Origin of the sequence: Enterobacter sp. K16B (assembly GCF_020216105.1) — a bacterium.
Lineage (GTDB): Bacteria > Pseudomonadota > Gammaproteobacteria > Enterobacterales > Enterobacteriaceae > Enterobacter > Enterobacter sichuanensis.
The window spans coordinates 1-24,530 of the sequence record NZ_JAIWJZ010000072.1; the positions used below are offsets into that span (position 1 = coordinate 1).

Genomic DNA, 24,530 nt, shown 5'->3' on the forward strand with positions numbered 1-24,530 from the left:
GCCTGATGCCCTCACCCCGGCCCTCTCCCACAGGGAGAGGGAGAAAACACGCCGCTTTAACTAAGATGCGGCGATGAAAAGATCCCGCAACTGATGAAGCTGGTCGCGGATCTGCGCCGCCTCTTCGAACTCGAGGTTCTGTGCGTGTTGCATCATCTGCGCTTCCAGCTCGTGGATTTTCTGCTGCAGCGCTTTCGGCGTCAGCGCGACGGTATCTTCTTCCACCACTGAACGCGCCTTGCCGCGGCCTTTCGCTTTGGTTTTGGCAATGTTCTGACCCAGCGCCAGAATATCCACCACCTTCTTGTTCAGCCCCTGCGGCGTAATGCCGTGCTCTTCGTTGTAGCGCTGCTGTTTCTCGCGACGGCGCTCCGTTTCACCGATCGCTTTCGCCATCGATGGGGTGATTTTATCCCCGTACAGAATCGCTTTGCCGTTGACGTTACGCGCGGCGCGGCCAATGGTCTGGATCAGAGAGCGTTCAGAACGCAGGAAGCCCTCTTTATCGGCATCCAGAATCGCCACCAGCGAGACTTCCGGCATATCCAGACCTTCCCGCAACAGGTTGATCCCCACCAGCACGTCAAACTCGCCCAGGCGCAGGTCGCGAATAATCTCCATGCGCTCCACGGTATCGATATCCGAGTGCAGATAACGCACCTTCTCGCCGTGCTCTTCGAGATACTCGGTCAGATCTTCCGCCATACGTTTGGTGAGCGTGGTCACCAGCACACGCTCGTTGATGGCGGAACGGGCACGGATCTCGGAGAGCAGATCGTCCACCTGCGTCGCCACGGGACGCACCTCGATAACCGGGTCCAGCAGCCCGGTCGGACGCACCACCTGGTCCACCACCTCATCGCCGGATTTCTCCAGCTCATAGTTGCCCGGGGTAGCCGAGACGTAGATGGTCTGCGGGGCCAGCGCCTCAAACTCTTCAAACTTCATTGGACGGTTATCCAGCGCGGACGGCAGGCGGAATCCGTACTCCACCAGCGTCTCTTTGCGCGCCCGGTCACCGCGATACATCCCGCCAATCTGCGGGATGGTGACGTGGGATTCGTCGATCACCAGCAGACCGTCGGCCGGAAGATAGTCAAACAGCGTCGGCGGTGGCTCACCCGGCCCGCGTCCGGAGAGGAAACGGGAGTAGTTTTCGATCCCGGAGCAGTAGCCCAGCTCGTTCATCATCTCCAGATCAAACTGGGTACGCTGGGTCAGGCGTTGCTCTTCCAGCAGCTTATTGTTCGCCAGAAGCACTTTACGGCGTTCTGCCAGCTCGACTTTGATCTCTTCCATCGCCTGCACGATACGCTCGCGTGGCGTCACATAGTGCGTTTTCGGGTAGATGGTATAGCGCTGAATGACTGACTCGATGTGACCGGTCAGCGGGTCGAACAGCGAGAGGCGCTCGACCTCTTCGTCAAACAGCTCCACGCGCAGCGCAATATCGTCAGATTCTGCCGGGAAGATATCAATCACTTCACCGCGAACGCGGAACGTTCCGCGCTGGAACGCCTGGTCATTACGGGTGTACTGCAGCTCTGCCAGACGGCGCAAAATCGCGCGCTGATCGATGATCATCCCCTGGGTCAGGTGCAGCATCATCTTCAGGTAGAGGTCCGGATCGCCCAGACCGTAGATAGCCGATACCGACGCCACGACCACCACATCGCGACGCTCCAGCAGCGCCTTCGTCGCCGACAGACGCATCTGCTCAATGTGTTCGTTTACCGAGGCATCTTTCTCAATGAACGTGTCAGAGCTCGGGACGTAGGCCTCAGGCTGGTAGTAATCGTAGTAGGAGACGAAATACTCCACGGCATTATCCGGGAAGAACTCTTTCATCTCGCCGTAAAGCTGTGCGGCGAGGGTTTTGTTGGGTGCCAGCACCATCGTGGGGCGCTGCAGATCGGCAATCACGTTGGCGATCGTGAACGTTTTGCCGGAGCCGGTTACCCCCAGCAGCGTCTGGTGTGCCAGCCCGTCTTCCAGCCCCTCTTCCAGACGGCGGATCGCCTCAGGCTGATCGCCAGATGGACGGAAAGCAGAATTCAATTTGAACGGTTTACTCATGGGCGACAACCTGATGACGTTATAAGCGGCAGGTGAGTAATTTTACTCGTTGTTGCCAGGATTGCCAGTAAAAAACACTGGATGAAAAACCAGTGGCATGTCAGGATATTTAGCATAGCGCCTGAATGATTAGCGCGATAGCGGCCAAAATTTGGACTGTGACAATATAAAACACCAGTCAGGTGAGGTTATCCCCAGAACTTTTTCTTTTTTAACATTTGTCAAGCCAGGTCATGATAGTTTTATGGCAACGGGTGACACTTTCGTGACGGGAATTGCTTTTATCTAAGCAATTAAATTTTAAACGATATTTTCTAAAGCCGCGTTTCGCGTCAATTTGGGCGAAAGCCGCGTCTTCTCTCGCTTATCGCGTGTTTTCTAACTCTAATGCACATGGTTATCCACAGGAATAGTGGATAACTGCTTCCAGCCCATACAGACTGGCGCTCGGCAAATTCCCGGATTTTCCCACGAGACGGCAGGAAAAAATTTTTATAGCTATTTTTTGATGATTAACAGTTGTCTCATTCATAACCAATCGATGAGATATAGCTCACAATTTCATCATTCTTGTTCCTGCACCACAACTCACCACCGCCGGCACCGTTGATGTGCACTCCCCCGCTTTTTTCACCTTCCTCCTGTGACGTAGTCCTAAAAAAGGCGCTTTTTTAAACACTTCCCACTTTCTGGCAGGGGTTTTGCACAATCAACATTGAACCTCACCTACACACATTTTTAAGGAGAGAAAGATGTTGAGTCTGCGTGCAGTGAACCAGTTTTACGGAAGCCAACATACGCTATGGAACGTGGATTTAGATTTTCCGCAAGGGGTGTGTACGGGCGTCGTAGGTCTGCCCGGAATGGGGAAAACCACCCTGATGAATTGCATCGCCGGGAAAGTGCCCGTGGAAAGCGGCACCATCATCTGGCATGAAGCGGGCGCGCCGCCGCGTGATTTGCTGAGCCCGGCGCCAGAACAGCGTTCAGGGCCGGGAATTGGCTATGTCCCGCAGGACAGGCGCATCTTCTCCCAGTTAACGATTGAGGAGAATCTGCATATCGCTATGCGGGCGATGGGGAGGCCCGATCCGCAAGCGAAAAGCGAGGTGTACGATCTGTTACCCGAACTCTACCCGTTACGCCAGACCCGGGCCAACGCCCTTTCGCCAGACGACCAGTACCAGCTGGCTCTGGCCAATGCGCTGGTAACCCGTCCGCGGATGCTGATTCTCGATGAGCCGATGCATGGCGCCGGTCACGGTTTTGCGCATAAGCTGGCACAGCTGCTGATACGCCTGAACCGCGAACTGGGCATGACGGTGCTGCTGGCTGAGCAACGGCTGTCGTTTATTCGCCGGGTCGCGGAACGTTTTTGTATGCTATATCGCGGGCGTAACGTGGCCCAGGGCCACGTTAACGAACTGGACGATGAGCTTATCGCCCACTGGATGTCGCTGGAAGCAAGGCGCTGAGGTCAAGATAGCGCCCGGTTTCGGCCCGTTCGGCCTCGTCCGCTAGCCACGGGATCTCTCCGAGGAAAGGGGCTGGCAAAACGCGCTTAAGCGTCGCCAGATACTCCTGACGCCGCTTGCCCGGGGCAACCACGTCGTTGGCGATCCAGCCCGCCAGACGCAGCCCCGCCTGCGAAACGGCCTGCGCGGTCAACATCGCATGGTTAATACAGCCGAGCTTCACCCCCACCACCAGGATGACCGGGAGCTGCTCGCGCTGCACCCAGTCAGCAAACGTCTGGTCCTGCGAGAGTGGCGTAAACCAGCCGCCGGCCCCCTCCACCAGCACCCAGTCCGCCTGGCGTTCCAGCGACCGTAATCCGGCTGAAAGCACGTCAAAATCAATCGGGCGGCCTTCATCGGCGCTGATGATGTGCGGCGACGTCGGCTCGGCAAAGGTATACGGATTCACCGCGGAATAGGTGAGCTCAAGGGTGCTGTTCCGCTGGAGCGCCAGCGCGTCGGTATTGCGCAGACCTTCTGCGGTCATCTCGCTGCCGGAAGCGACCGGCTTATACCCGGCGGTGTTTTTTCCCAGCCGTCGCGCCGCCTGCAGCAACGCAGCGCTGGCCACCGTTTTCCCCACTTCCGTATCCGTTCCGGTGACAAAGTAGCGTTCAGTCACGTTCGATAATCCCATGAAAAAGTTGATAAGAGAGCGGGAAATCTCCCCGCTCCTGCGGCCAGGCCAGCTCCAGGCGCTGCAGCTGACCCCGGGTGAGCAGTTTTTTCTCGCGTCCGGTGTGCAGATGCGTGGCGCCAATCCCCTTCAGCGAGCGCATGGCACTGAGCGCGTCGCTGAAATGGAGGGTGATGGTCTGCACCTGACCCTGATAGCGCCAGCCAGCCAGCGCCTGCGTGACCTGTTCGTGCGGTAAAAACCGGTTAGCGTGCGGCTGTTCATCTACCGCCTGCCAGGCCTGGTTGAGCTCCGGTAACGAGCTTTCCAGCAGCGTGGTAAACGCGACTCTCCCGCCCGGACGCGCCACGCGGTAAAGCTCGCTTAAGGCCTGCGGCAGGCTGCTGCACCATTGCACGGCCAGATGGCTCCAGACCAGGTCGAATTGCGCGTCTGCCAGCGGGATCGCTTCGATATCCGCCACCAGATAGTGATGCGCGGCCTGCTGCTGCCGTGCCTCGGCAAGCATGTCAGGAGAGAGGTCGATGGCCGTCACCTGGCTTCCTGTTTCGCGCCAGTAGCGGCTATTTCCGCCGGGACCGCACCCGGCGTCCAGCACCTGGCTAAAGCACGTTTCACCGAGCAACGCCAGCAGCCCCTCTGCGCTCTGACGCTGAAGTTCATCGTGCTGTGAGTAGCTGCGCGCGGCCCGGCCAAAGGCCGCCGCAATGGCCTGTTTATTAACTGGCGACATGCAACGCCTCCAGAAGGGCATCAATATCGTTGGCTTCGTGTGCCGCAGTCAGCGTGAGGCGCAGACGGGCGGTACCCGGCGGCACGGTGGGGGGACGGATGGCCGTGACCCACATCCCCCGCTCGCGCAGCGTATGCGCCAGCGTGAGCGCCAGGCTGTTTTCACCGACGATTACCGGCTGGATTGCGCTCTGCGATTCGGTACTCCGGAAGGGAAGCCGATCCAGACCCTGTCGAAAACGTCGGATGTGTTCCGCCAGACGAGCCCGGCGTTCACGGCCTTCGGCGCTGCGAATCACCCGCACAGACGCAGACAGCGCCACCGCCTGCGCGGGGGGCATACTGGTGCTGTAGATCAGATGACGGGCAAACTGCAGCAGATAGTCGGCGACGGATTCGCTGCACAGCACAGCCGCCCCGCTCACGCCAAAACCTTTGCCGAAGGTGACAATCAGCAGTTCCGGCTTCACCTGCTGCTGATGGGCGCTACCGCGACCCTCGTCGCCCATCACGCCAATGCCGTGGGCATCATCCACCAGCAGCCAGGCGTTTTGCCGTTTTGCCGCGTCATGCAGCGCGGCAAGCGGCGCGCTGTCGCCATCCATGCTGAACACCCCTTCCGTGACCACAAGCTGTTGCCCGTCACAGGGTTTACCCAGCAGCGCGGCGAGTTGTCCCGCGTCGTTATGCGCAAAGCGACGCAGCTGCGCCGGGCTCAAATGTGCCGCCTCCAGCAGGGAGGCATGGCTTAAGCGGTCGGCGACAATGCGGTCATTCTTCCCCATCAGCGCGGTAATGACGGCCTGATTGGCCGCGAAACCCGAGATAAACAGCAGCGCGCGCGGGTAGCCCAGCCAGTCGGCAAGCGTCTCCTCCAGCGCCTGGTGCGCGGTGGTGTATCCGCTGACGTGTCCGGACCCGCCGCTGCCCACGCCATACTGCTCCGCGCCCTGTTGCCAGGCGCGGATGATAGCCGGATGCTGGCTCAGCCCAAGATAATCGTTGCTGGAGAAGTTACAAAACTGCCGGTTCTCACGGGTCAGAAAACGGCCTGCGCCGTTTTCGACAACCCTGCGTACGCGAAACGCATCTGCTGCCCGTCGCTCGTCGAGCGCAGAATGGATACGTGCCTCCCAGGTCATACCGCTGCCGCGTTGTAGAACTGATCGGTGTCGGCATTAAAAATCTGCTGCTCCAGCTGCTGCTGTTGCTCGTTATCCCCCGCCAGCACCTCGGTCTGATGCGGGTTCAGCCCCAGCTTGCGGAACAGCTGAACGTCTTTGTCCTCTTCCGGGTTCGGCGTGGTCAGCAGCTTGCAGCCGTAGAAGATGGAGTTGGCCCCGGCCATAAAGCACATTGCCTGGGTCTGCTCGTTCATCTGCTCACGACCGGCAGAGAGGCGCACATAAGAGGTCGGCATCATGATGCGCGCTACCGCGATGGTGCGGATAAAATCAAACGCATCCACATCCTCGTTATCCGCCAGCGGCGTGCCTTTCACCTTCACCAGCATGTTGATCGGCACGCTTTCCGGTGGCGTCGGCAGATTCGCCAGCTGCAGCAGCAGACCGGCGCGATCTTTCACCGTCTCACCCAGACCCACGATACCGCCCGAGCACACTTTGATCCCCGCTTCACGCACTTTATCGAGCGTGTCCAGACGCTCCTGATAGGTACGGGTGGTGATGATATTGCCGTAAAACTCCGGCGAGGTGTCGAGGTTGTGGTTGTAGTAGTCCAGCCCGGCCGCCGAAAGGCGCTGCGCCTGCTCTTCGTTCAGCGTGCCCAGCGTCATACAGGCTTCGAGACCCATCTCTTTCACGCCCTTCACCATCTGCTCCAGATACGGCATGTCGCGATCGTGCGGATTCTTCCACGCCGCGCCCATGCAGAAACGGGTCGACCCGGCGTTTTTCGCCTTACGGGCGGAGTCGAGCACCTGCTCGACCTCCATCAGCCGTTCGGATTCAAGGCCCGTTTTATAGCGCGCGCTCTGCGGGCAATATTTGCAGTCTTCCGGGCAGGCGCCGGTCTTGATGGACAGCAGCGTGCTGACCTGAACATGGCGCGGATCGAAGTGCTGACGATGCACCTGTTGGGCTTCGAACATTAGCTCAAGGAAAGGTTTGTTGAATAATTCAGTGACTTGCGATATCGTCCAGCGTGCGTGGTGAGCCATGGGGCTTCTCCAAAGGGTTTTGTTAATTTTCGGTTCGGTTTATACTCGTAAACCTAAAACTTTTCAAAATGGTTTACAAGTCGATTATGACCCAGGACGATCTCACCTTCGACACGCAGCATATCTGGCACCCTTACACCTCGATGACCCGCCCGCTACCCGTCTATCCGGTCGCCTCCGCCCACGGCTGTGAGCTGCATCTCGCCAGCGGCGAGCCGCTGATTGACGGGATGTCCTCCTGGTGGGCGGCCATTCATGGGTATAACCACCCGCGCCTGAATGCGGCGATGAAAGCGCAGATTGACCAGATGTCGCACGTAATGTTTGGCGGGATCACCCATCAGCCTGCGGTGGATTTATGTCGTCGGCTGGTGGCGATGACGCCTGACGCGCTGGAGTGCGTATTCCTTGCTGATTCCGGCTCCGTGGCGGTGGAAGTGGCGATGAAAATGGCGCTGCAGTACTGGCATGCCAGAGGGGAGTCCCGTCAGCGGTTCCTCACCTTCCGTAACGGCTATCACGGGGATACCTTCGGCGCGATGTCGGTCTGCGATCCGGATAACTCCATGCACAGCCTGTGGAAAGGGTATCTGCCGGAAAACCTGTTTGCCCCGGCCCCGCAGAGCCGTTTCGACGGCGAGTGGAACGAGATGGACATGGTCGGCTTCGCGCGGCTGATGGCCGCCCACCGCCAGCAGATTGCCGCCGTTATTCTGGAGCCCGTTGTCCAGGGTGCCGGTGGAATGCGGATGTACCACCCGGAATGGCTGAAGCGTATTCGCAGGATGTGCGACCGCGAGGGCATTTTGCTGATTGCCGATGAGATCGCCACCGGTTTTGGCCGCACGGGCAAGCTGTTTGCCTGCGAACATGCGGATATCACCCCGGATATTCTGTGTCTGGGTAAAGCGCTTACCGGCGGCACGATGACGCTCTCCGCCACGCTCACGACCCGCCAGGTCGCCGACACCATCAGCGACGGCGACGCAGGCTGCTTTATGCATGGCCCGACGTTTATGGGCAACCCGCTGGCCTGCGCGGTAGCGAGTGGAAGCCTGGCGATTCTGGAGAGCGGTGAGTGGCAAACGCAGGTGGCGGCGATCGAAGCGCAGCTGAAAGAAGAGCTGAGCGCCGCCTCGGGAGCGAATTTCGTAGCGGACGTGCGCGTGCTGGGGGCCATCGGGGTGATTGAGACTACCCATCCGGTGAACATGGCGGCGCTGCAGCGCTTCTTCGTGGATCAGGGCGTTTGGGTGCGCCCTTTCGGCAAGCTTATCTACCTGATGCCGCCGTATATCATTACGCAGGAGCAGTTGCGTAAATTAACTGCTGCAGTCGTTACAGCCGTTAACAATCCCGCGCATTTCACGATTTAACCCCATGCGTTACACTTTCTGAACGAGTGAATCACGAGGGTAAACCGTATGAAAATCATCAGTAAAGATCTGCGCGACGGTGAAAAGCTGCCGGAGCGTCACGTATTCAACGGCATGGGGTATCAGGGAGACAATATCTCCCCGCACCTGGCGTGGGATGATGTTCCGGCGGGCACCAAAAGTTTTGTCGTCACCTGTTACGATCCGGATGCCCCCACCGGCTCGGGCTGGTGGCACTGGATTGTGGCGAACCTGCCTGCCGATACGCGGGTCCTGCCGCAGGGTTCCGGCTCTGACCTGGTTGCGCTGCCTGAAGGCGCCATTCAGACCCGCACCGATTTTGGCAAAGCAGGTTACGGCGGCGCGGCGCCACCAAAAGGGGAAACCCACCGCTATATCTTTACGGTACACGCGCTGGATGTGGAGAAGATTGACGTGGATGAAGGGGCGAGCGGCGCAATGGTAGGGTTTAACGTGCATTTCCATACGCTGGGGAGCGCGTCGATTACGGCGATGTATTCCTAAAAAAAGCCGGGTGGCGGCTACGCCTTACCCGGTCTGGATTTCGTACCCGTAGGCCCGGTAAGCGCAGCGCCACCGGGCAAAAAAATCACAGCACTGGCGGCAACAACCCTACCAGACGCCCTTCCTCCAGAAGCTGCATCGCCTTATCAATATCCGGCGCAAAGAAGCGGTCATCATCGTAATGGGATACGTGCTCGCGCAACGTCTGGCGCGCCTGCTCCAGCAGCGGGCTGGATTTCAGGCCTTCACGCAGGTCGATACCCTGACATGCCGCCAGCCATTCCACCGCCAGCACGCCACGGGTGTTGGACGCCATCTCCCACAGACGACGTCCGGCTGCAGGGGCCATGGAGACATGGTCTTCCTGGTTTGCGGAGGTAGGCAGACTGTCCACGCTGTGCGGGTGAGACAGGGCTTTGTTCTCGCTTGCCAGCGCCGCGGCGGTCACCTGGGCAATCATAAAGCCCGAGTTGACGCCGCCGTTACGCACCAGGAACGGTGGCAGCTGGGACATGTGTTTATCCATCATCAGCGCAATGCGACGCTCGGACAACGCGCCGACTTCGGCAATCGCCAGCGCGATATTATCCGCCGCCATCGCTACCGGCTCAGCGTGGAAGTTACCGCCGGAGACCACCTCGTTTTCCTGGGCGAATACCAGCGGGTTATCGGACACCGCGTTGGCTTCCACCAGCAGCACCTCTGCGGCCTGACGCAGCTGCGTCAGGCAGGCCCCCATCACCTGCGGCTGACAGCGCAGTGAATACGGATCCTGCACTTTTTCACAGTTGTGATGCGAATCCGCAATCTCACTGGTGTCGGTAAGCAGGTGACGGTACAGGCTGGCCGCGTCAATCTGCCCGCGCTGGCCGCGTACGTCATGGATGCGCGCGTCGAACGGACGACGCGAGCCCAGCACGGCTTCAGTGGTCAACGCGCCGCACACGACGGCTGAGGCAAAGAGATCTTCCGCTTCAAACAGGCCGCGCAGCGCGAATGCCGTCGATGCCTGCGTGCCGTTCAGCAGGGCCAGCCCCTCTTTGGCCGCCAGCGTAATCGGGGTGAGTCCCGCTTTTTTCAGCGCCTCTTTCGCCGGGAGCCACTCGCCCTGCCAGCGCGCCTGGCCTTCACCCAGCAGCAGCAGCGACATGTGCGCCAGCGGCGCGAGGTCACCAGATGCCCCAACGGAACCTTTCGCCGGGATCCAAGGGTAGACTTCGGCATTGACCAGCGCCATCAGCGCCTGGATCACGCTCAGGCGAATGCCGGAGAAGCCGCGCGCCAGGCTGTTGATTTTGAGCACCATCATCAGACGGACAATCTCATCATCCAGCGGCTGGCCAACGCCCGCCGCGTGAGACAGCACCAGCGAACGCTGTAAGTTTTCCAGATCGTGTGTCGCGATGCGGGTCTGCGCCAGCAGCCCAAAGCCGGTGTTAATCCCGTAGGCGGTGCGCCCTTCGGCCACAATGGCTTCAACGCAGGCGACGCTGTCGTTGATGGTGGCGTGGGCGCTTTCATCCAGCGAAAGGGTGACCGGTTGACGCCAGACGCTACGCAGCTGCTTGAGGGTCAGTGAGCCAGGTGTGAGTGTTAACGCGTTCATTAATGCTTTCCTTGTGTGGCAGGGATCATCGGCAGGTTGAGTCCCTGCTCTTTGGCACAGTCAATCGCAATGTCGTAACCCGCATCGGCATGACGCATCACGCCGGTTGCCGGGTCGTTGTGCAGCACGCGAGCGATACGCGCGGCGGCTTCATCGGTTCCGTCACAGACGATGACCATCCCGGAATGCTGGGAGAAGCCCATCCCCACGCCACCACCGTGGTGCAGCGAAACCCAGGTCGCGCCGCTGGCGGTGTTCAACAGGGCGTTCAGCAGTGGCCAGTCGGAAACCGCGTCAGAGCCGTCGCGCATGGCTTCGGTTTCACGGTTCGGGCTGGCGACAGAGCCGGAGTCCAGATGGTCGCGGCCGATAACAATCGGCGCGGAGACTTCGCCGCTGCGTACCATTTCGTTAAAGGCCAGCCCGAGCTTTTGCCGCCACGCCAGCCCTACCCAGCAGATACGCGCCGGTAAGCCCTGGAAGTTAATGCGCTCGCGGGCCATATCCAGCCAGTGGTGCAGGTGTTCGTCATCGGCGACGATCTCCTTCACTTTGGCATCGGTCTTGTAGATATCTTCCGGATCGCCGGACAGGGCAACCCAGCGGAACGGACCGATACCGCGGCAGAACAGCGGGCGGATATACGCAGGGACAAAGCCCGGGAAGTCAAATGCGTTATTCACGCCCATCTCTTTCGCCATCTGGCGGATGTTGTTGCCGTAATCGAAGGTTGGAATGCCCATCTGGCTGAAGGCCAGCATGGCGGAGACGTGTTCTGCCATGGAACGTTTCGCGGCCAGTACCGTGCCTTCCGGGTCAGTTTCCGCTTTCTGCTGATAAGCTTCCCACGTCCAGCCTTTTGGCAGGTAACCGTGCAAAGGATCGTGGGCGCTGGTCTGGTCGGTCACGAGATCCGGGCGCACGCCGCGGGCGACGAGTTCAGGAAGGATCTCCGCCGCGTTGCCGCACAGGGCAATCGACACCGCTTTTCCTTCAGACGTGTATTTTTTGATACGCGCCAGCGCATCGTCCAGACTGGTCGCCTGCTCGTCGACGTAACGGGTACGCAGACGGAAATCAATGCGGCTCTGCTGGCACTCAATGTTCAGCGAGCAGGCACCGGCAAGCGTGGCGGCCAGCGGCTGCGCACCGCCCATGCCGCCGAGACCCGCGGTCAGTACCCAGCGGCCCTTCAGCGAGCCGTTGTAGTGCTGACGACCGGCTTCCACGAAGGTCTCGTAGGTGCCCTGTACAATCCCCTGGCTGCCGATGTAGATCCAGCTCCCCGCGGTCATCTGGCCATACATCGCCAGCCCTTTGGCGTCGAGTTCGTTGAAATGTTCCCAAGTGGCCCAGTGCGGCACGAGGTTGGAGTTGGCGATCAGCACGCGCGGCGCGTTTTTGTGGGTTTTGAACACCCCCACCGGCTTGCCGGATTGCACCAGCAGGGTTTCGTCATGTTCGAGTTCAGTCAGGGACTTTACAATTGCGTCATAGCATTCCCAGTTGCGCGCGGCGCGGCCAATGCCGCCGTAGACCACCAGCTCGTGGGGGTTTTCCGCCACCTCAGGATCAAGGTTATTCATCAACATGCGCAGCGGGGCTTCGGTGAGCCAGCTTTTGGCGGTAAGGGTGGTGCCGCGCGCGGCGCGGACATCCTGCTGGCGGTATTTACCTGACGACATTGTGTGCTCCTCATACGGGACAGATGATGCATTTAGATATACTTGTATAGACAAGCACACACAAGGTCGTATTTAACAAAAAAGATACAATTTTGTTATATTGCGTTAGCTATCACGCTTTTAAAACTTATGACATAAAGTGGCCCTGCAGCCGGTAGCGATTCCCCGGGAATAGCAGCCGGGCATGCGACACAATATGTGACGATGACCAGGTTCGACGGCGGATCAGCAGGCACGGATCGTGTTCTTTAATACGCAGACGTTCGCACTCCTGCGGCGTGGCGCGCACGGCTTCCACAATGTGCTCCCCTTCCGTCAGCGGGGCGACCAACGAAAGATAGGCGTGGGGCGTGGTTTGGGTGTAATCCTGGTCCAGATACTCCGGGATCCGTTCGGCGTTGACGCAGCGATCTTCAATCTGCACCGGAATGTCGTTTTCAAAATGCACCATCACGGAGTGGAAGATGCGGCTTCCCTCCCTGACATTAAGCTCTGCGGCCTGCTCGGCGCTGGCCTGCGTCTCTTCCAGCACCAGCACTTCACAGCGGTGCTGATGATTACGCGCGGCAATCTCGTCCGCAATACTGCGGATTTCAAACAGGGCGGATTGCCCTTTCGGTTCCGCCACAAACGTCCCGACTCCCTGCAGACGTACCAGAAGCCCTTCATCGGTCAGCTCGCGCAGCGCCCGGTTGATGGTCATCCGGCTAAAACCAAACTGCGCCACCAGATCGGCCTCCGACGGAATGCGATCGTGCGGCCGCCAGACGCCGGTGGCGATTTTCTCGCTAATCGCCTGCTTCACCTTTTCGTAGAAAGGCGCGGGAGGGCTCGACTGCGGCAGCGGTGAGCGTGAAAACATCATGACTCCTTAAATACTGTTATGCCCACCAGTGAGCAATTTGCCAGGCCAGACGGGCGGCGAGCTTTGCGCCCTGTCCGTCCCGATCGTAGTGCGGGTTAAACTCTACCAGATCGGCGGCCTGAAGCTTACCGCTACGGCAGATATGTTCGATAACAGGCAGGAGATCCAGAGCCGGTATGCCTAACGCAGCCGGTGCGGAAACAGCCGGCATTTCGCCTGCGGGCAGGACATCCAGATCGATCGTCAGGTAGATACGATCGGCCTGCGCCAGCACCTTTTCCACGGCGGATAACGCATCGCGTCGGAAATGGAGATCTTCCACCAGCGTGACGTTCAGACGTTCAGCCTCATCCCACAGCGCCTGCGTGTTCGCCGCCCGGCTTACGCCTAAACAGGCGTAGCGAAATTCCCGCCCGCGTTCATCGCAATAGCCTGCCAGCTGGCGAAAGGGCGTGCCAGACGTCGCACGGTCGGCCTTGCGCAGGTCAAGATGTGCGTCAAGATTGATCACCGCCACGCGCTCGTCTGAGAAAGCATCCAGAATGCCCCGGCCATGCGCCCAGGCGGTTTCGTGCCCGCCGCCAAAGACCAGCGTGCGCATTCCGGACTGCTGGCAGGCGGTAACGGCATCGCTTAACGCCTGCTGGGCCGCTTCCAGCTCGTCTCCTTCCACACAGACCGAGCCCATATCCGCCAGCCGCTCGTGTCCCTGGTGGCTTGCCATGTTCGCCAGCGCCTTACGCAGGATATCCGGTGCCTGTCCGGCGCCGGGCCGGCCCTGATTACGTTTAACCCCTTCATCACATTCAAAGCCTATCAATGCAATGCCGCCTGGCAGGGGGGTAAACGTTGCCTGCTGTTGTATGGTCTGAAAAATACGCGTTGCATTGCTGGCCTCAGCGCTGTCGTCACGCCCCTGCCAGACCGATTCTGCAACGGGCCGCCATAACCTCATACTGCCTCCCCACGGAAAATACGTTGATACAGCGGATTGCGTCCCGGCTCGTAGACCATCTCTACCGGATGATGGGCATCCCAGACGATAAAATCAGCGACGAAGCCCGCCCGTAGCTGTCCGTGGGTTTTACCGCGGCCCAGCGCCTGCGCGGCATGTCGCGTCACGCCAGCCCAGGCTTCTTCAGGCGTCAGGCCAAACTGTACGCAGGCCATGTTCATCGCCAGGTGCAGGCTGGCAAACGGGCTCGTCCCCGGGTTATAGTCGGTGGCGACAGCCATCGGCACACCCTGTTTTCTGAGCTGTTCCACCGGCGGACGCTGGCGCTCCTGAAGAAAATAGAATGCGCCGGGCAGCAGAACCGCAACCGTACCACTTTGCGCCATCGCCTGAACGCCTGCATCATCCAGGTATTCGATATGATCGGCCGACAGCCCGTTAAATCGGCTAACCAGCGCCGCACCGCCCAGATTTGAAAGCTGTTCCACATGCCCTTTTACCGGGATACCGAGCGCAGTCGCCGCCTGGAAGAGGCGCTCGGTTTGCGACGGCGTAAAGCCGACGTTTTCACAAAACACGTCCACCGCTTCAAACAACTCTTTTTGCCACAGCGCAGGCATGATCTGCTCGCAGACCAGCGCAAGGTATGCATCCGGATCGTGTTTGTATTCCGTCGGAACCGCATGCGCGGCCAGCAGCGTTGGGCTGATATCAATCGGGTTATTCAGGCTCAGCTGGCGCGCCACCTGCAGCATCTTCTCTTCGGCATCGGCGTTTAGGCCATATCCGGACTTGATTTCAAGGGTGGTGACACCTTCGTTCATCAGACGCTGAAGCCGCTGCTGCGCCAGCTTAAGCAGCGTTTCGGGTGAGCTGTTGCGCGTCGCCGTCACGGTAGCGTTAATTCCGCCGCCCTGTGCGCTGATGGTTTGATAAGAGACGCCATTTAGCCGCTGCTCCCACTCCGCCGCGCGATCGCCGCCAAACACGAGATGGGTATGGCAATCAATCAGGCCTGGTGTCACCAGACGCCCCTGAAGATCGACGCAGTGACGGTGTCCATAAGGAATGTCAGATTCAGGGATCACAGCCGCAAGGGTGTGGCCGCGCACGACCAGGGCGTGTTGCTCTTTCAGTCCATATGGCGCAGCAACATCTGCCGCCATTGTCGCCAGTCGCGCATTTCGCCATATTACATCGTCAGGAAGGATCTGCTGCATGGGCATTCCACTTGTCATGGGTTGTATAGACATTTATTTTCATCTGCCGTCTGCTGTCAACCGTAATAAGGGAAAATGTTATTTATTTGTGACGACTTTCCCGCCCCCTGCGGGCGAAAAATGCAACTTTTACCCTTTTTATCTTCCCGTTTCGCTCAACTTAGTATAAAAAAGCAGGCTATTTCGTCTGTCCCGTAAAGACTTGCATACCCAGGAGCTTCACCTTGAACATTTCCAGGATTTCCCGTCTGGCGTTAGCACTCGCCTTTGGCGTGACCTTATCCGCATGCAGTTCAACACCACCGGACCAGCGACCGTCTGAGCAGGTCGCCCCCGGCACCGCATCCCGCCCGATTTTGTCCGCGGATGAAGCGAAGAACTTCGATCGTGCGCACTATTTCTCGGCGATGGATCCTAACGCTGCGCCGTGGACCCCGTCTTCTATTAACCTGCCGAAACAGCCAGATTTCGTGGTTGGCCCGGCGGGTGCGCAGGGCGTAACGCATACCTCTATTCAGGCTGCGGTGGATGCTGCCATCACTAAACACAGCGCGTCTCGCCAGTACATTGCTATCCTGCCAGGTGAATACGAAGGCACCGTCTATGTTCCGGCGGCGCCAGGCAGCATTACCCTGTACGGTCTGGGCGAAAAAGCGATCGATGTTAAAATTGGCCTGGCGATTGATTCCGAAATCGACAGCAACGCCTGGCGTCATCTGGTCAACCCGGCTGGCAAATATATGCCGGGCAAACCGGCGTGGTATATGTTTGATAACTGCCAGAGCAAGCGTTCCGCCACCGTTGGCGTGATGTGCTCAGCGGTATTCTGGTCTCAGAATAACGGTCTGCAACTGCAAAACCTGACCATTCAGAATACCCTGGGTGACAGTGTTGATGCCGGTACCCACCAGGCCGTTGCGCTGCGTAGCGATGGCGATAAAGTCCAGATCAACAACGTCAACATTCTCGGCCGTCAGAACACCTTCTTCGTGACCAACAGCGGCGTGCAGAACACCCTGCAGAATAACCGTCTGACCCGTACGCTGGTGACCAACAGCTACGTTGAAGGTGACGTGGATCTGGTCTCCGGTCGTGGTGCAGTGGTGTTTGATAACACGGACTTCCGCGTGGTGAACTCGCGTACCCAGCAGGAAGGCTATGTGTTTGCGCCAGCCACCCAGTCTAATCTGTTCTACGGTTTCCTTGCTGTGAACAGCCGCTTTAACGCTGCCGGTGACGGCGTGGCGCAGCTGGGTCGCTCCCTTGATGTGGACTCTGCGACCAACGGCCAGGTGGTGATCCGCGACAGCGTGATCAACGAAGGCTTCAATATGGCGAAGCCATGGGCCGATGCCGCGATTTCCAAACGTCCGTTCTCCGGCAATACCGGTACGGTGGATGATAAAGGGAACGTGCAGCGCAACCTGAACGACGCTAACTTCAACCGCATGTGGGAATACAACAACCGCGGTCTGGGTAGCAACGTGGTGGCTGAGCCGAAGCAGTAATAAGATGAGAGTAAAAGGGGGAGTTCACCCCCCCTTTTTACTGCGACTGAATGCGTCAGGCTCCAAACTTAAGATACGCATCCAATAGTTGCATAATCGCAACCATGAGTTGCAGGAACAGAATTGTCCATTCCACACCGCTCATACGCCACTCCTTTGGTATAGAGCACTTCTCCTCTGGTTTACCTTTCCGCTGCCTGTCACCAGATGTGTGTTGGTTATGTTTTGATGTGCTCACCCGGCTACCACCGGGCATAAAAAAAACCTCGCATTCGCGAGGTTTTTTGTTTTAAGCCGCTTAATGAGCGTTTACCACCACCCACATCGGCCCCTGGCCGACGGCATAGCGCCCTTTCTCTTCCAGCAGACCCTGCTCGCCTTTAATTTCGTACAGCGCGATGTGGTGGGATTTCTGCCCCGCCGCAATCAGGAACTTACCGCTGTGATCGATATTAAAGCCGCGCGGCTGGGTTTCCGTTGGCTGGAAGCCTTCAATGGCCAGCACGCTGCCGTCCTCGGAAACGCTGAAAACGGTAATCAGGCTGGAGGTACGGTCACAGGCGTAGAGATGACGACCATCTGGCGTGATGTGAATATCCGCCGCCCAGCGGGTGTCGGAGAAGTCAGACGGCATCATATCCAGCGTCTGCACGCACTCAATCTGGCCGTTAGGATCTTTTAGTTCCCATACGTCCACAGAGCTGTTCAGCTCGTTCACCACGTAGGCATACTGCTGGTTCGGATGGAAGACCATATGACGCGGGCCCGCGCCTTCAACGGTAGTGACTTCCGCCGGATTCTGCGCCACCAGGTGACCATCGTCGCTCAGGGTGAACAAACAGATACGATCCTGCTTGAGCGCAGGCACCCATAGCGTGCGGTTATCCGGAGAGATATTCGCCGAGTGGCAACCTTCCAGCCCTTCCACCACATCCACGGTTTCAACCGGGATGCCCTCTTCCAGACGCGTTACGCTAACACAACCGGCGTTATACGAGCCGCTGAAGACAAAGTTGCCTTTACGATCGGTAGAAATGTGGGTTGGGCTGCCCGGCAATGGCGCTTCGGCAGTGTAAGTCAGCGCGCCGTCGTCCGGAGAAATGCGATAGGCCAGCACGCGAAACTCCGGGCGCACACCCACGTACAAGAAACGTTTATCCGGGCTGATGACCATTGGCTGTACCTGGCCTGGCACATCAACAACCTGAACCAGCGTGAGTGTCCCTTCGGTATTTAAGCGCCAGACGTGGATCTGCTGGCTTTCAGGACTGGCGGTATAAACGGTTTGTTTCATGAATATTCACTCCTCACTGCGCATGAAAGTAGTTAACTTTTGACGGTGAATGCTGAATTGTCGACAGGAATTTTGAAGCCTTCGCCTCTCGGTGTACCATCCCATCAAAACGTAAATTCAATATTAACCCGGGAAAACAGATGACCTCGCGTGTGATTGCTCTGGATTTAGACGGTACCTTACTGACGCCGCAAAAAACCCTTCTCCCCTCTTCTCTGGAAGCGCTTAAACGCGCGCAGGAAGCAGGATATCAACTCCTTATCGTAACGGGTCGACATCACGTTGCCATTCACCCTTTTTATCAGGCACTGGCGTTAGATACACCTGCAATTTGCTGTAATGGCACTTATTTGTATGATTATCAGGCAAAAAAGGTTTTAGCATCCGACCCGCTGCCGGTACCCCAGGCGCTGCAGTTGATTGATCTGCTTGATGAGCATGACGTTCACGGCCTGATGTATGTGGACAACGCAATGGTCTACGAGCGTCCAACCGGCCATGTGGTGCGCACCAGCAACTGGGCGTTGTCTCTGCCTGAAGCCCAGCGTCCGGTCTTTACTCAGGTTTCCTCCCTGCGTCAGGCCGCTCAGGATGTTGAGGCGATCTGGAAATTCGCCCTGACGGATGAAGATACCACCAAACTGAATAGCTTCGCGAAACACGTGGAACAGACGCTGGGTCTGGAGTGCGAATGGTCCTGGCACGATCAGGTAGATATTGCCCGCAAGGGTAACAGCAAAGGCAAGCGTCTGACGCAGTACGTGGAGTCCCAGGGCGGGTCGATGCAGGACGTGATTGCCTTTGGCGATAACTACAACGACATCAGCATGCTGGAAGCCGCCGGTACGGGTGTGGCGATGGGCAATGCCGATGATGCCGTGAAGGCGCGCGCCAACGTGGTGATTGGTGACAACACCTCCGACAGCATCGCGCAGTACATTTATACCCACCTGCTGTAATCAGGTAGTGATTGAGACGCTCTTGATTTGCGCGTAAAGCCACAGGCCGGGTTTGATCCCCAACTCATCCCGGGCCCAGGGGCTGATGCGCGCCCAGAGCGTTCTGCTCCCCACCTCCAGCTTCACTTCCACCTGGCCGTTGTCATCAAAACACTCTGCCACTTTGGCACGCAGAATATTTCGAATGCTGGTCTGCAGCGGGGGTTGTAAAACCAGAGAGACATCCGAGGCCTGAATGCGGATCCGCAGGACTGACTGCAGCGGTTTATCGATCCGGTTAACCCACAGATGCTGATCGCCCAATGCCAGCGCGGTCATCGCGTAGTGCGGATGGTGTTCCAGAACGCTCACTTTCAGAATGCTGCTCTGCTGCTCTTTCGGTAGCCAGGGATGCATTACGCTGCTGCCCCATACCTCTTCCAGTTTGCCGAAGGCCTTCACGCTGCCCTCTTCCAGCACCAGCACGTTATCGGCCAGATGCAGGATCTCATCCAGCGAATGGCTGACGTAGAGCATCGGAATGTTGATTTCACGCGTCAGGCGCTGCAGATAAGGCAGGAGCTCACGTTTACGCGGAATATCCAGCGAGGCCAGCGGTTCGTCAAGCAGCAGCAGTTCGGGTGCGGTCAGCAACGCGCGGCCAATCGCCACGCGCTGTTTCTCTCCGCCGGAAAGCGAAGAAGGCAGTCTGTCGAGCAGCGGTTCAATACCTAACAGCGTGACCAGTTTATCAAACTGCGAAGCCATGCTTTTCGCCATTCCGTAACGCAGGTTGCCGCGCACGCTGTAGTGCGGGAATAAGCGTGCATCCTGGAAAACATAGCCAATACGACGTTTATCAGGCGACAGATATACCTTATTTTCCACGTCATTTAAGACGCGGTTATTCAATACAATCCGTCCTGACTGCGGACGGGTCAGGCCGCTTATCGCATTGATCAACGACGTTTTGCCCGCCCCTGAGACGCCAAAAATAGCGGTGATACCGCTTGCAGGCAGCGTCTCGTTAAGCGTCAGGGTATGGTTTCCCAGCGTCTGAGTGAAATGAAGCTCAAGCATGTCTATTTCCCCATCCGCTCACGACTGACTCTCGCCAGCCATTCCGACACCAGCAGCGATACCAGGGCTAACACAATGGAGATGATGCACAGCCGCGCGGCGGCCCCCTCTCCTCCCGGCGTCTGGATCAGGGTATACATGGCCGAAGGAAGGGTTCGCGTCTCGCCGGGAATGTTCGACACAAAGGTGATCGTGGCGCCAAACTCGCCGAGCGACCGGGCGAAGGCCAACACCGTGCCGACAATAATACCCGGCAGCGTGAGCGGAAGTGTGATGGTGAAAAAGACGCGCCAGCGCCCGGCGCCCAGCGTGCGGGCTGCCTGTTCGAGCTTCATGTCCACACCTTCCAGCGCAAGGCGGATCGCTCTCACCATCAACGGGAATGACATCACCGCTGCGGCCAGGACCGCCCCGCGCCAGCTAAACGCAAACGTCAGCCCAAACCAGTCATAAAGTTTTTCGCCAATAAAACCGCGTCGCCCCATCGAAATCAGCAGCAGATAACCTACCACCACGGGCGGCAACACGAGCGGAAGATGCAGCACGCTGTCGAGCAGCGCTTTGCCGGGAAACTGACAGCGAACCAGTAACCAGGCAAAGAAGATCCCAAAGGGCAAACTCAGCGCAACCGCCAGGGAAGAGACTTTCAGGCTCAGCAGAACAGCCTGCCATTCAGGATCGGTCAATATCATCAGTGAGTCGTAAATCCATAACGTTTAAAGATTGCGGACGCGTGCGGCCCCTTCAGATAATCGCGGAAAGCCGTCACGGTCGCATTTTTATGTCCATCAACAATCGCAACAGGGTATTCCACTTTTTTGTGGGAGTCTTCCGGGAACGTTGCGACCACTTTCACCCCCTTGCTGGCCACGGCATCAGAGCCGTACACAATGCCCAGCGGGGCTTCGTTGCGTTCCACCAGCGCCAGTGCGCCGCGAACATCTTCTGCTGGCGCCAGTTTCGGCGACAGCGTCTCCCACGCGCCCAGTTTTTGCAGCGCTTCTTTGGCGTAAATGCCGGCCGGAACATGATCCGGATCCCCCACCGCCAGACGCCCCCCGTTCAGAAGCCGGGTCCAGTCTGTTGCTTTGTTGATGGTGATGTCAGCCAGGGCACTGGCTTTCGGCGCCACGACAACCAGGCTATTGCCCAGCAGCGTTTCGCGGGTTGACGCATCAATCGCTTTTTTCTCCGCTGCGTAATCCATCCACTTCTGGTCCGCCGAAATGAACAGATCCGCCGGTGCGCCCGCTTCTATCTGGCGCGCCAGCGTAGAGGAAGAGGCAAACGAGGAGACCACCTCGACGTTGTTCTCTTTTTTATACGCCGCCGCGATATCCTGCAGCGCGTTGGTCAGCGACGCCGCCGCAAAGACCGTAATTTTGCCGTCGTCCGCCAGCGCGTGTCCGGTAAGCGAAAGCGTCAGTGTAGCCCCTGCGAAAAGGCGTACCCATGAACGTACCATTTGTCACTCCTGTCAGTAGCGTTATATACGCATTAATATAACGATAACGTCAGGGAGATCCCAGCGTTTATTCGTACCGCTCAAGGGGTAAACCGGTGTCATCTGTAAAAGAATATCGGTGAAAAGAAGAAAAACTTGAGAGCAAAACGCCCGGACTGGCCGGGCGTTTTGTGGGGAATCAATGCTGTTTTTTAGCGCGGTCTCTGTGACCAATGTTCGAAAAGACGTTGAACACTTCACCCAGGCCGTAGATGGCACCGAGGATGATGGCCATCACTACTGGTACCATGATCACGGCGAATACCAGACTTTTCAACAACTCTAACATGGTTTTCTCCAGATATTGTGAATGGCTTATTCTACCCTTTCAGGTGAGAAAAACATCCCCTTTTGTGCGGTACCCTTTGCGCCCTGCACCATTTGGGTCACAATACCCTTTTTGCCAGGATACTGTTATGCAGGCCGAAATTCTCCTTACTCTCAGACTTCAGCAAAAGCTTTTCGCCGATCCGCGACGTATCACCCTGCTTAAACAGATAGGACAAACGGGCTCAATTAGCCAGGGGGCGAAAAATGCCGGGATCAGCTATAAAAGCGCCTGGGATGCCATCAATGAGATGAACACCCTGAGCGAACATCCGCTGGTAGACAGGGCCACGGGCGGCAAAGGCGGAGGTGGCGCAATCGTGACACGTTACGGCCAGCGCCTTATTCAGCTTTACGATCTGCTGGCCCGGATCCAGCAAAAAGCGTTTGATGTGCTGAGTGACGACGATAACGTGCCGCTGGACAGTTTGCTGGCCGCTATTTCCCGCTTCTCATTACAAACCAGCGCCCGAAACCAGTGGTTTGGCACAGTGACGGCGCGCGATAATCTGCAGATACAGCAGCATATTGAGATCCTGCTTGCCGATGGTACCACCCGTCTGAAAGCCGCCATCACGGCGCAGAGCGCAGAGCGTCTTGGACTCGATGAAGGAAAAGAGGTGCTGGTGCTGCTGAAAGCGCCGTGGGTCAACCTCACACGCAATCCCGATACGGCAAAGGCAGCAGATAACCAGCTTCAGGGCACCATCAGCCGTATCGAACGCGGCGAAGCGCAGTGCGAAGTGCTGATGACCCTGGCAGACGGGCAAATGCTGTGCGCGACGGTACCGCTCAGCGAGGCGGACGATTTAGAAGAAGGTGCTGTCGTCACCGCCTGGTTCAACGCAGACCGGGTGATTATCGCCACTTTGTGCTAAGCACATTGACAATCGTACCGACAGTGCGTATCCCTGATAACTATTGCTGCAAAAACAGGGATAAATCATGTCATCATTGCATATTTCGCAAGGCACGTTTCGTCTTGGCGATACCCGAACGCTGACGATTGCTGATTTGACAATACGCGCAGGTGAAAGCTGGGCGTTTGTCGGCACCAACGGCAGCGGTAAATCTGCGCTGGCCCGCGCGCTGGCCGGAGAGCTTCCCCTCCTTAAAGGTGAAAACCAGAGCGAGTTTACCCGCCTGACGCGCCTCTCATTTGAACAACTGCAAAAGCTGGTGAGCGACGAGTGGCAGCGCAACAACACCGATTTACTCAGCCCGGGCGAAGACGATACCGGCCGCACGACGGCGGAAATCATTCAGGATGAGGTGAAGGATCCAGCCCGCTGTCAGCGCCTGGCAGAACAGTTTGGCATTTCCGCCCTGCTGACCCGACGCTTCAAATACCTCTCCACCGGTGAGACGCGGAAAACACTGCTTTGTCAGGCCCTGATGAGCGAGCCTGAGCTGCTGATCCTCGACGAACCGTTCGACGGCCTTGACGTGCAGTCCCGTGCGCAGCTGGCAGCCCTGCTGGCGTCGCTGAATCAGCAGGGATATACCCTCGTGCTGGTGCTTAACCGCTTTGATGAGATCCCGGATTTTATCCAGCATGCAGGCGTACTGGCCGATTGTAATCTGGCCGAGACAGGGGAAAAATCGGCGCTGCTTAAGCAGGCGCTCATCGCCCAGCTCGCACACAGCGAACGGCTTGACGGAATTACCCTTCCGGAACCCGACGCCCCTTCGGCTCGCCACGCGCTTGATCCCCACCAGCCGCGCATCGTGCTGCATGATGGCGTGGTCTCGTATGACGATCGCCCGATCCTTAACCACCTGAGCTGGACGGTTAATCCTGGGGAGCACTGGCAAATTGTCGGCCCCAACGGCGCGGGAAAATCGACGCTGCTGAGTCTGATCACCGGCGATCACCCGCAGGGTTATAGCAACGATCTGACGCTGTTTGGCCGCCGTCGCGGCAGCGGTGAAACTATCTGGGATATCAAAAAACACATTGGCTACGTCAGCAGCAGCCTGCATCTGGATTACCGGGTCAGCACCACGGTACGCAACGTGATCCTCTCAGGCTATTTTGACTCCATCGGCATTTATCAGGCGGTATCGGATAAACAGCAAAAGCTGGCTCAGCAGTGGCTGGACATTCTGGGCATGGATAACCGGGTCGCTGACGCGCCGTTTCATAGCCTGTCATGGGGACAACAGCGCCTGGCGCTGATCGTGCGCGCACTGGTGAAACATCCTACGCTGCTCATTCTGGATGAACCCCTTCAGGGGCTGGATCCGCTCAATCGACAACTTATCCGCCGCTTTGTGGATGTGCTGATTAGCGAAGGTGAAACGCAGCTGCTGTTCGTTTCACACCATGCCGAGGATGCCCCCGCCTGCATCACGCATCGTCTTGAATTTGTTCCGGACGGGGAGCAGTATCATTATCAGCTCAGCAAAATCGATTAACCTTCGGAGGGCCAGGCCCTCCGTTTTTCAGATAACCTGCACTAAGACATCTCTATCCCGTTGATCTACAATGCCTCATGGCTGCTGA

23 protein-coding genes are annotated in these 24,530 nt (G+C 57.9%); 7 read left to right on the forward strand and 16 right to left on the reverse strand.

The features are described from left to right. Positions 1–60 precede the first annotated feature (60 nt). Positions 61–2,076 (reverse strand): excinuclease ABC subunit UvrB, encoded by a 2,016-nt coding sequence (uvrB, locus tag LDK53_RS14125; RefSeq protein WP_025757242.1) that lies wholly within the window; start codon positions 2,074–2,076, stop codon positions 61–63. A gap of 752 nt (positions 2,077–2,828) precedes the next feature. On the opposite strand from uvrB, the gene LDK53_RS14130 reads away from it, so the two are divergent. Then, complete coding sequence (locus LDK53_RS14130) at positions 2,829–3,551, forward strand: ABC transporter ATP-binding protein (RefSeq protein ID WP_025757241.1); 723 nt, start codon at positions 2,829–2,831, stop codon at positions 3,549–3,551. Here the strand turns inward: LDK53_RS14130 and bioD are convergent. From bioD to bioB, 4 genes are read right to left on the reverse strand one after another with little or no spacing between them, the layout of a single operon-like run. Beyond that, on the reverse strand, positions 3,514–4,215 hold the full coding sequence (gene bioD, locus LDK53_RS14135) for a dethiobiotin synthase (RefSeq protein ID WP_225287426.1): 702 nt from the start codon (positions 4,213–4,215) through the stop codon (positions 3,514–3,516). The genes LDK53_RS14130 and bioD overlap by 38 nt on opposite strands. Beyond that, complete coding sequence (bioC, locus tag LDK53_RS14140; RefSeq protein ID WP_025757239.1) at positions 4,208–4,963, reverse strand: malonyl-ACP O-methyltransferase BioC; 756 nt, start codon at positions 4,961–4,963, stop codon at positions 4,208–4,210. The genes bioD and bioC overlap by 8 nt, the downstream gene beginning before the upstream one ends. Next, positions 4,950–6,104, reverse strand: coding sequence for an 8-amino-7-oxononanoate synthase (bioF, locus tag LDK53_RS14145; RefSeq protein WP_225287427.1), 1,155 nt, complete (start codon positions 6,102–6,104; stop codon positions 4,950–4,952). The genes bioC and bioF overlap by 14 nt, the downstream gene beginning before the upstream one ends. Continuing rightward, the gene (bioB, locus tag LDK53_RS14150; RefSeq protein WP_225287428.1) at positions 6,101–7,141 is read right to left on the reverse strand and encodes a biotin synthase BioB; all 1,041 of its coding nucleotides are present in this window, start codon (positions 7,139–7,141) and stop codon (positions 6,101–6,103) included. Before bioB ends, bioF begins: the two co-directional genes overlap by 4 nt. A 68-nt stretch (positions 7,142–7,209) precedes the next feature. Here bioB and bioA point away from each other — a divergent pair, with 68 nt between their 5' ends. Then, the gene (bioA, locus tag LDK53_RS14155) at positions 7,210–8,517 is read left to right on the forward strand and encodes an adenosylmethionine--8-amino-7-oxononanoate transaminase (protein ID WP_225287429.1); all 1,308 of its coding nucleotides are present in this window, start codon (positions 7,210–7,212) and stop codon (positions 8,515–8,517) included. A gap of 48 nt (positions 8,518–8,565) precedes the next feature. Continuing rightward, positions 8,566–9,042, forward strand: a complete 477-nt coding sequence (locus LDK53_RS14160) for a kinase inhibitor (protein ID WP_047958060.1) — start codon at positions 8,566–8,568, stop codon at positions 9,040–9,042. A gap of 85 nt (positions 9,043–9,127) precedes the next feature. Here the strand turns inward: LDK53_RS14160 and hutH are convergent, their stop codons facing one another. The 5 genes from hutH to hutI all read right to left on the reverse strand — a co-directional run bounded on the left by hutH (position 9,128) and on the right by hutI (position 15,373). After that, positions 9,128–10,648 carry a histidine ammonia-lyase gene (gene hutH, locus LDK53_RS14165; protein ID WP_225287430.1) on the reverse strand — a complete coding sequence of 507 codons (1,521 nt, stop codon included), beginning with the start codon at positions 10,646–10,648 and terminating at the stop codon, positions 9,128–9,130. Beyond that, entirely contained in the window at positions 10,648–12,333 is a 1,686-nt protein-coding gene (gene hutU / locus LDK53_RS14170; protein ID WP_045285436.1) for a urocanate hydratase, read from the reverse strand. The genes hutH and hutU overlap by 1 nt, the downstream gene beginning before the upstream one ends. A gap of 127 nt (positions 12,334–12,460) precedes the next feature. Further along, entirely contained in the window at positions 12,461–13,195 is a 735-nt protein-coding gene (locus LDK53_RS14175) for a histidine utilization repressor (RefSeq protein WP_047958057.1), read from the reverse strand. A 19-nt stretch (positions 13,196–13,214) separates the two neighbouring features. Further along, on the reverse strand, positions 13,215–14,153 hold the full coding sequence (gene hutG / locus LDK53_RS14180; RefSeq protein WP_225287431.1) for a formimidoylglutamase: 939 nt from the start codon (positions 14,151–14,153) through the stop codon (positions 13,215–13,217). Next, complete coding sequence (hutI, locus tag LDK53_RS14185; protein ID WP_225287432.1) at positions 14,150–15,373, reverse strand: imidazolonepropionase; 1,224 nt, start codon at positions 15,371–15,373, stop codon at positions 14,150–14,152. Before hutI ends, hutG begins: the two co-directional genes overlap by 4 nt. Before the next feature lie 224 nt (positions 15,374–15,597). On the opposite strand from hutI, the gene LDK53_RS14190 reads away from it, so the two are divergent. Then, positions 15,598–16,881 (forward strand): putative acyl-CoA thioester hydrolase, encoded by a 1,284-nt coding sequence (locus LDK53_RS14190; RefSeq protein ID WP_045285433.1) that lies wholly within the window; start codon positions 15,598–15,600, stop codon positions 16,879–16,881. A 55-nt stretch (positions 16,882–16,936) separates the two neighbouring features. Here the strand turns inward: LDK53_RS14190 and tisB are convergent, their stop codons facing one another. Together tisB and pgl are read right to left on the reverse strand one after the other, a co-directional pair. After that, positions 16,937–17,137 carry a type I toxin-antitoxin system toxin TisB gene (tisB, locus tag LDK53_RS23010; protein ID WP_318527755.1) on the reverse strand — a complete coding sequence of 67 codons (201 nt, stop codon included), beginning with the start codon at positions 17,135–17,137 and terminating at the stop codon, positions 16,937–16,939. A gap of 42 nt (positions 17,138–17,179) precedes the next feature. After that, complete coding sequence (pgl, locus tag LDK53_RS14200; RefSeq protein WP_047958053.1) at positions 17,180–18,175, reverse strand: 6-phosphogluconolactonase; 996 nt, start codon at positions 18,173–18,175, stop codon at positions 17,180–17,182. Between the two features lie 140 nt (positions 18,176–18,315). Here pgl and LDK53_RS14205 point away from each other — a divergent pair, with 140 nt between their 5' ends. After that, positions 18,316–19,134, forward strand: a complete 819-nt coding sequence (locus LDK53_RS14205; protein ID WP_025757227.1) for a pyridoxal phosphatase — start codon at positions 18,316–18,318, stop codon at positions 19,132–19,134. Here LDK53_RS14205 and modC read toward each other — a convergent pair whose 3' ends face one another. The 4 genes from modC to LDK53_RS14225 form a co-directional block, all read right to left on the reverse strand. Then, complete coding sequence (gene modC / locus LDK53_RS14210; RefSeq protein WP_045285431.1) at positions 19,135–20,193, reverse strand: molybdenum ABC transporter ATP-binding protein ModC; 1,059 nt, start codon at positions 20,191–20,193, stop codon at positions 19,135–19,137. A 2-nt stretch (positions 20,194–20,195) separates the two neighbouring features. Further along, entirely contained in the window at positions 20,196–20,885 is a 690-nt protein-coding gene (gene modB, locus LDK53_RS14215) for a molybdate ABC transporter permease subunit (RefSeq protein ID WP_025757225.1), read from the reverse strand. Beyond that, complete coding sequence (gene modA, locus LDK53_RS14220) at positions 20,885–21,658, reverse strand: molybdate ABC transporter substrate-binding protein (protein WP_225287433.1); 774 nt, start codon at positions 21,656–21,658, stop codon at positions 20,885–20,887. The genes modB and modA overlap by 1 nt, the downstream gene beginning before the upstream one ends. Positions 21,659–21,836: 178 nt before the next feature. After that, a complete protein-coding gene (locus LDK53_RS14225) occupies positions 21,837–21,986 on the reverse strand; it encodes an AcrZ family multidrug efflux pump-associated protein (protein WP_013097516.1) in 150 nt (49 codons plus the stop codon). 127 nt (positions 21,987–22,113) lie between these two features. On the opposite strand from LDK53_RS14225, the gene modE reads away from it, so the two are divergent. After that, positions 22,114–22,902 (forward strand): molybdenum-dependent transcriptional regulator, encoded by a 789-nt coding sequence (gene modE / locus LDK53_RS14230; RefSeq protein ID WP_225287434.1) that lies wholly within the window; start codon positions 22,114–22,116, stop codon positions 22,900–22,902. Positions 22,903–22,969: 67 nt separating this feature from the next. Further along, positions 22,970–24,442 (forward strand): molybdate ABC transporter ATP-binding protein ModF, encoded by a 1,473-nt coding sequence (modF, locus tag LDK53_RS14235; protein WP_225287435.1) that lies wholly within the window; start codon positions 22,970–22,972, stop codon positions 24,440–24,442. Positions 24,443–24,530: the final 88 nt, after the last annotated feature.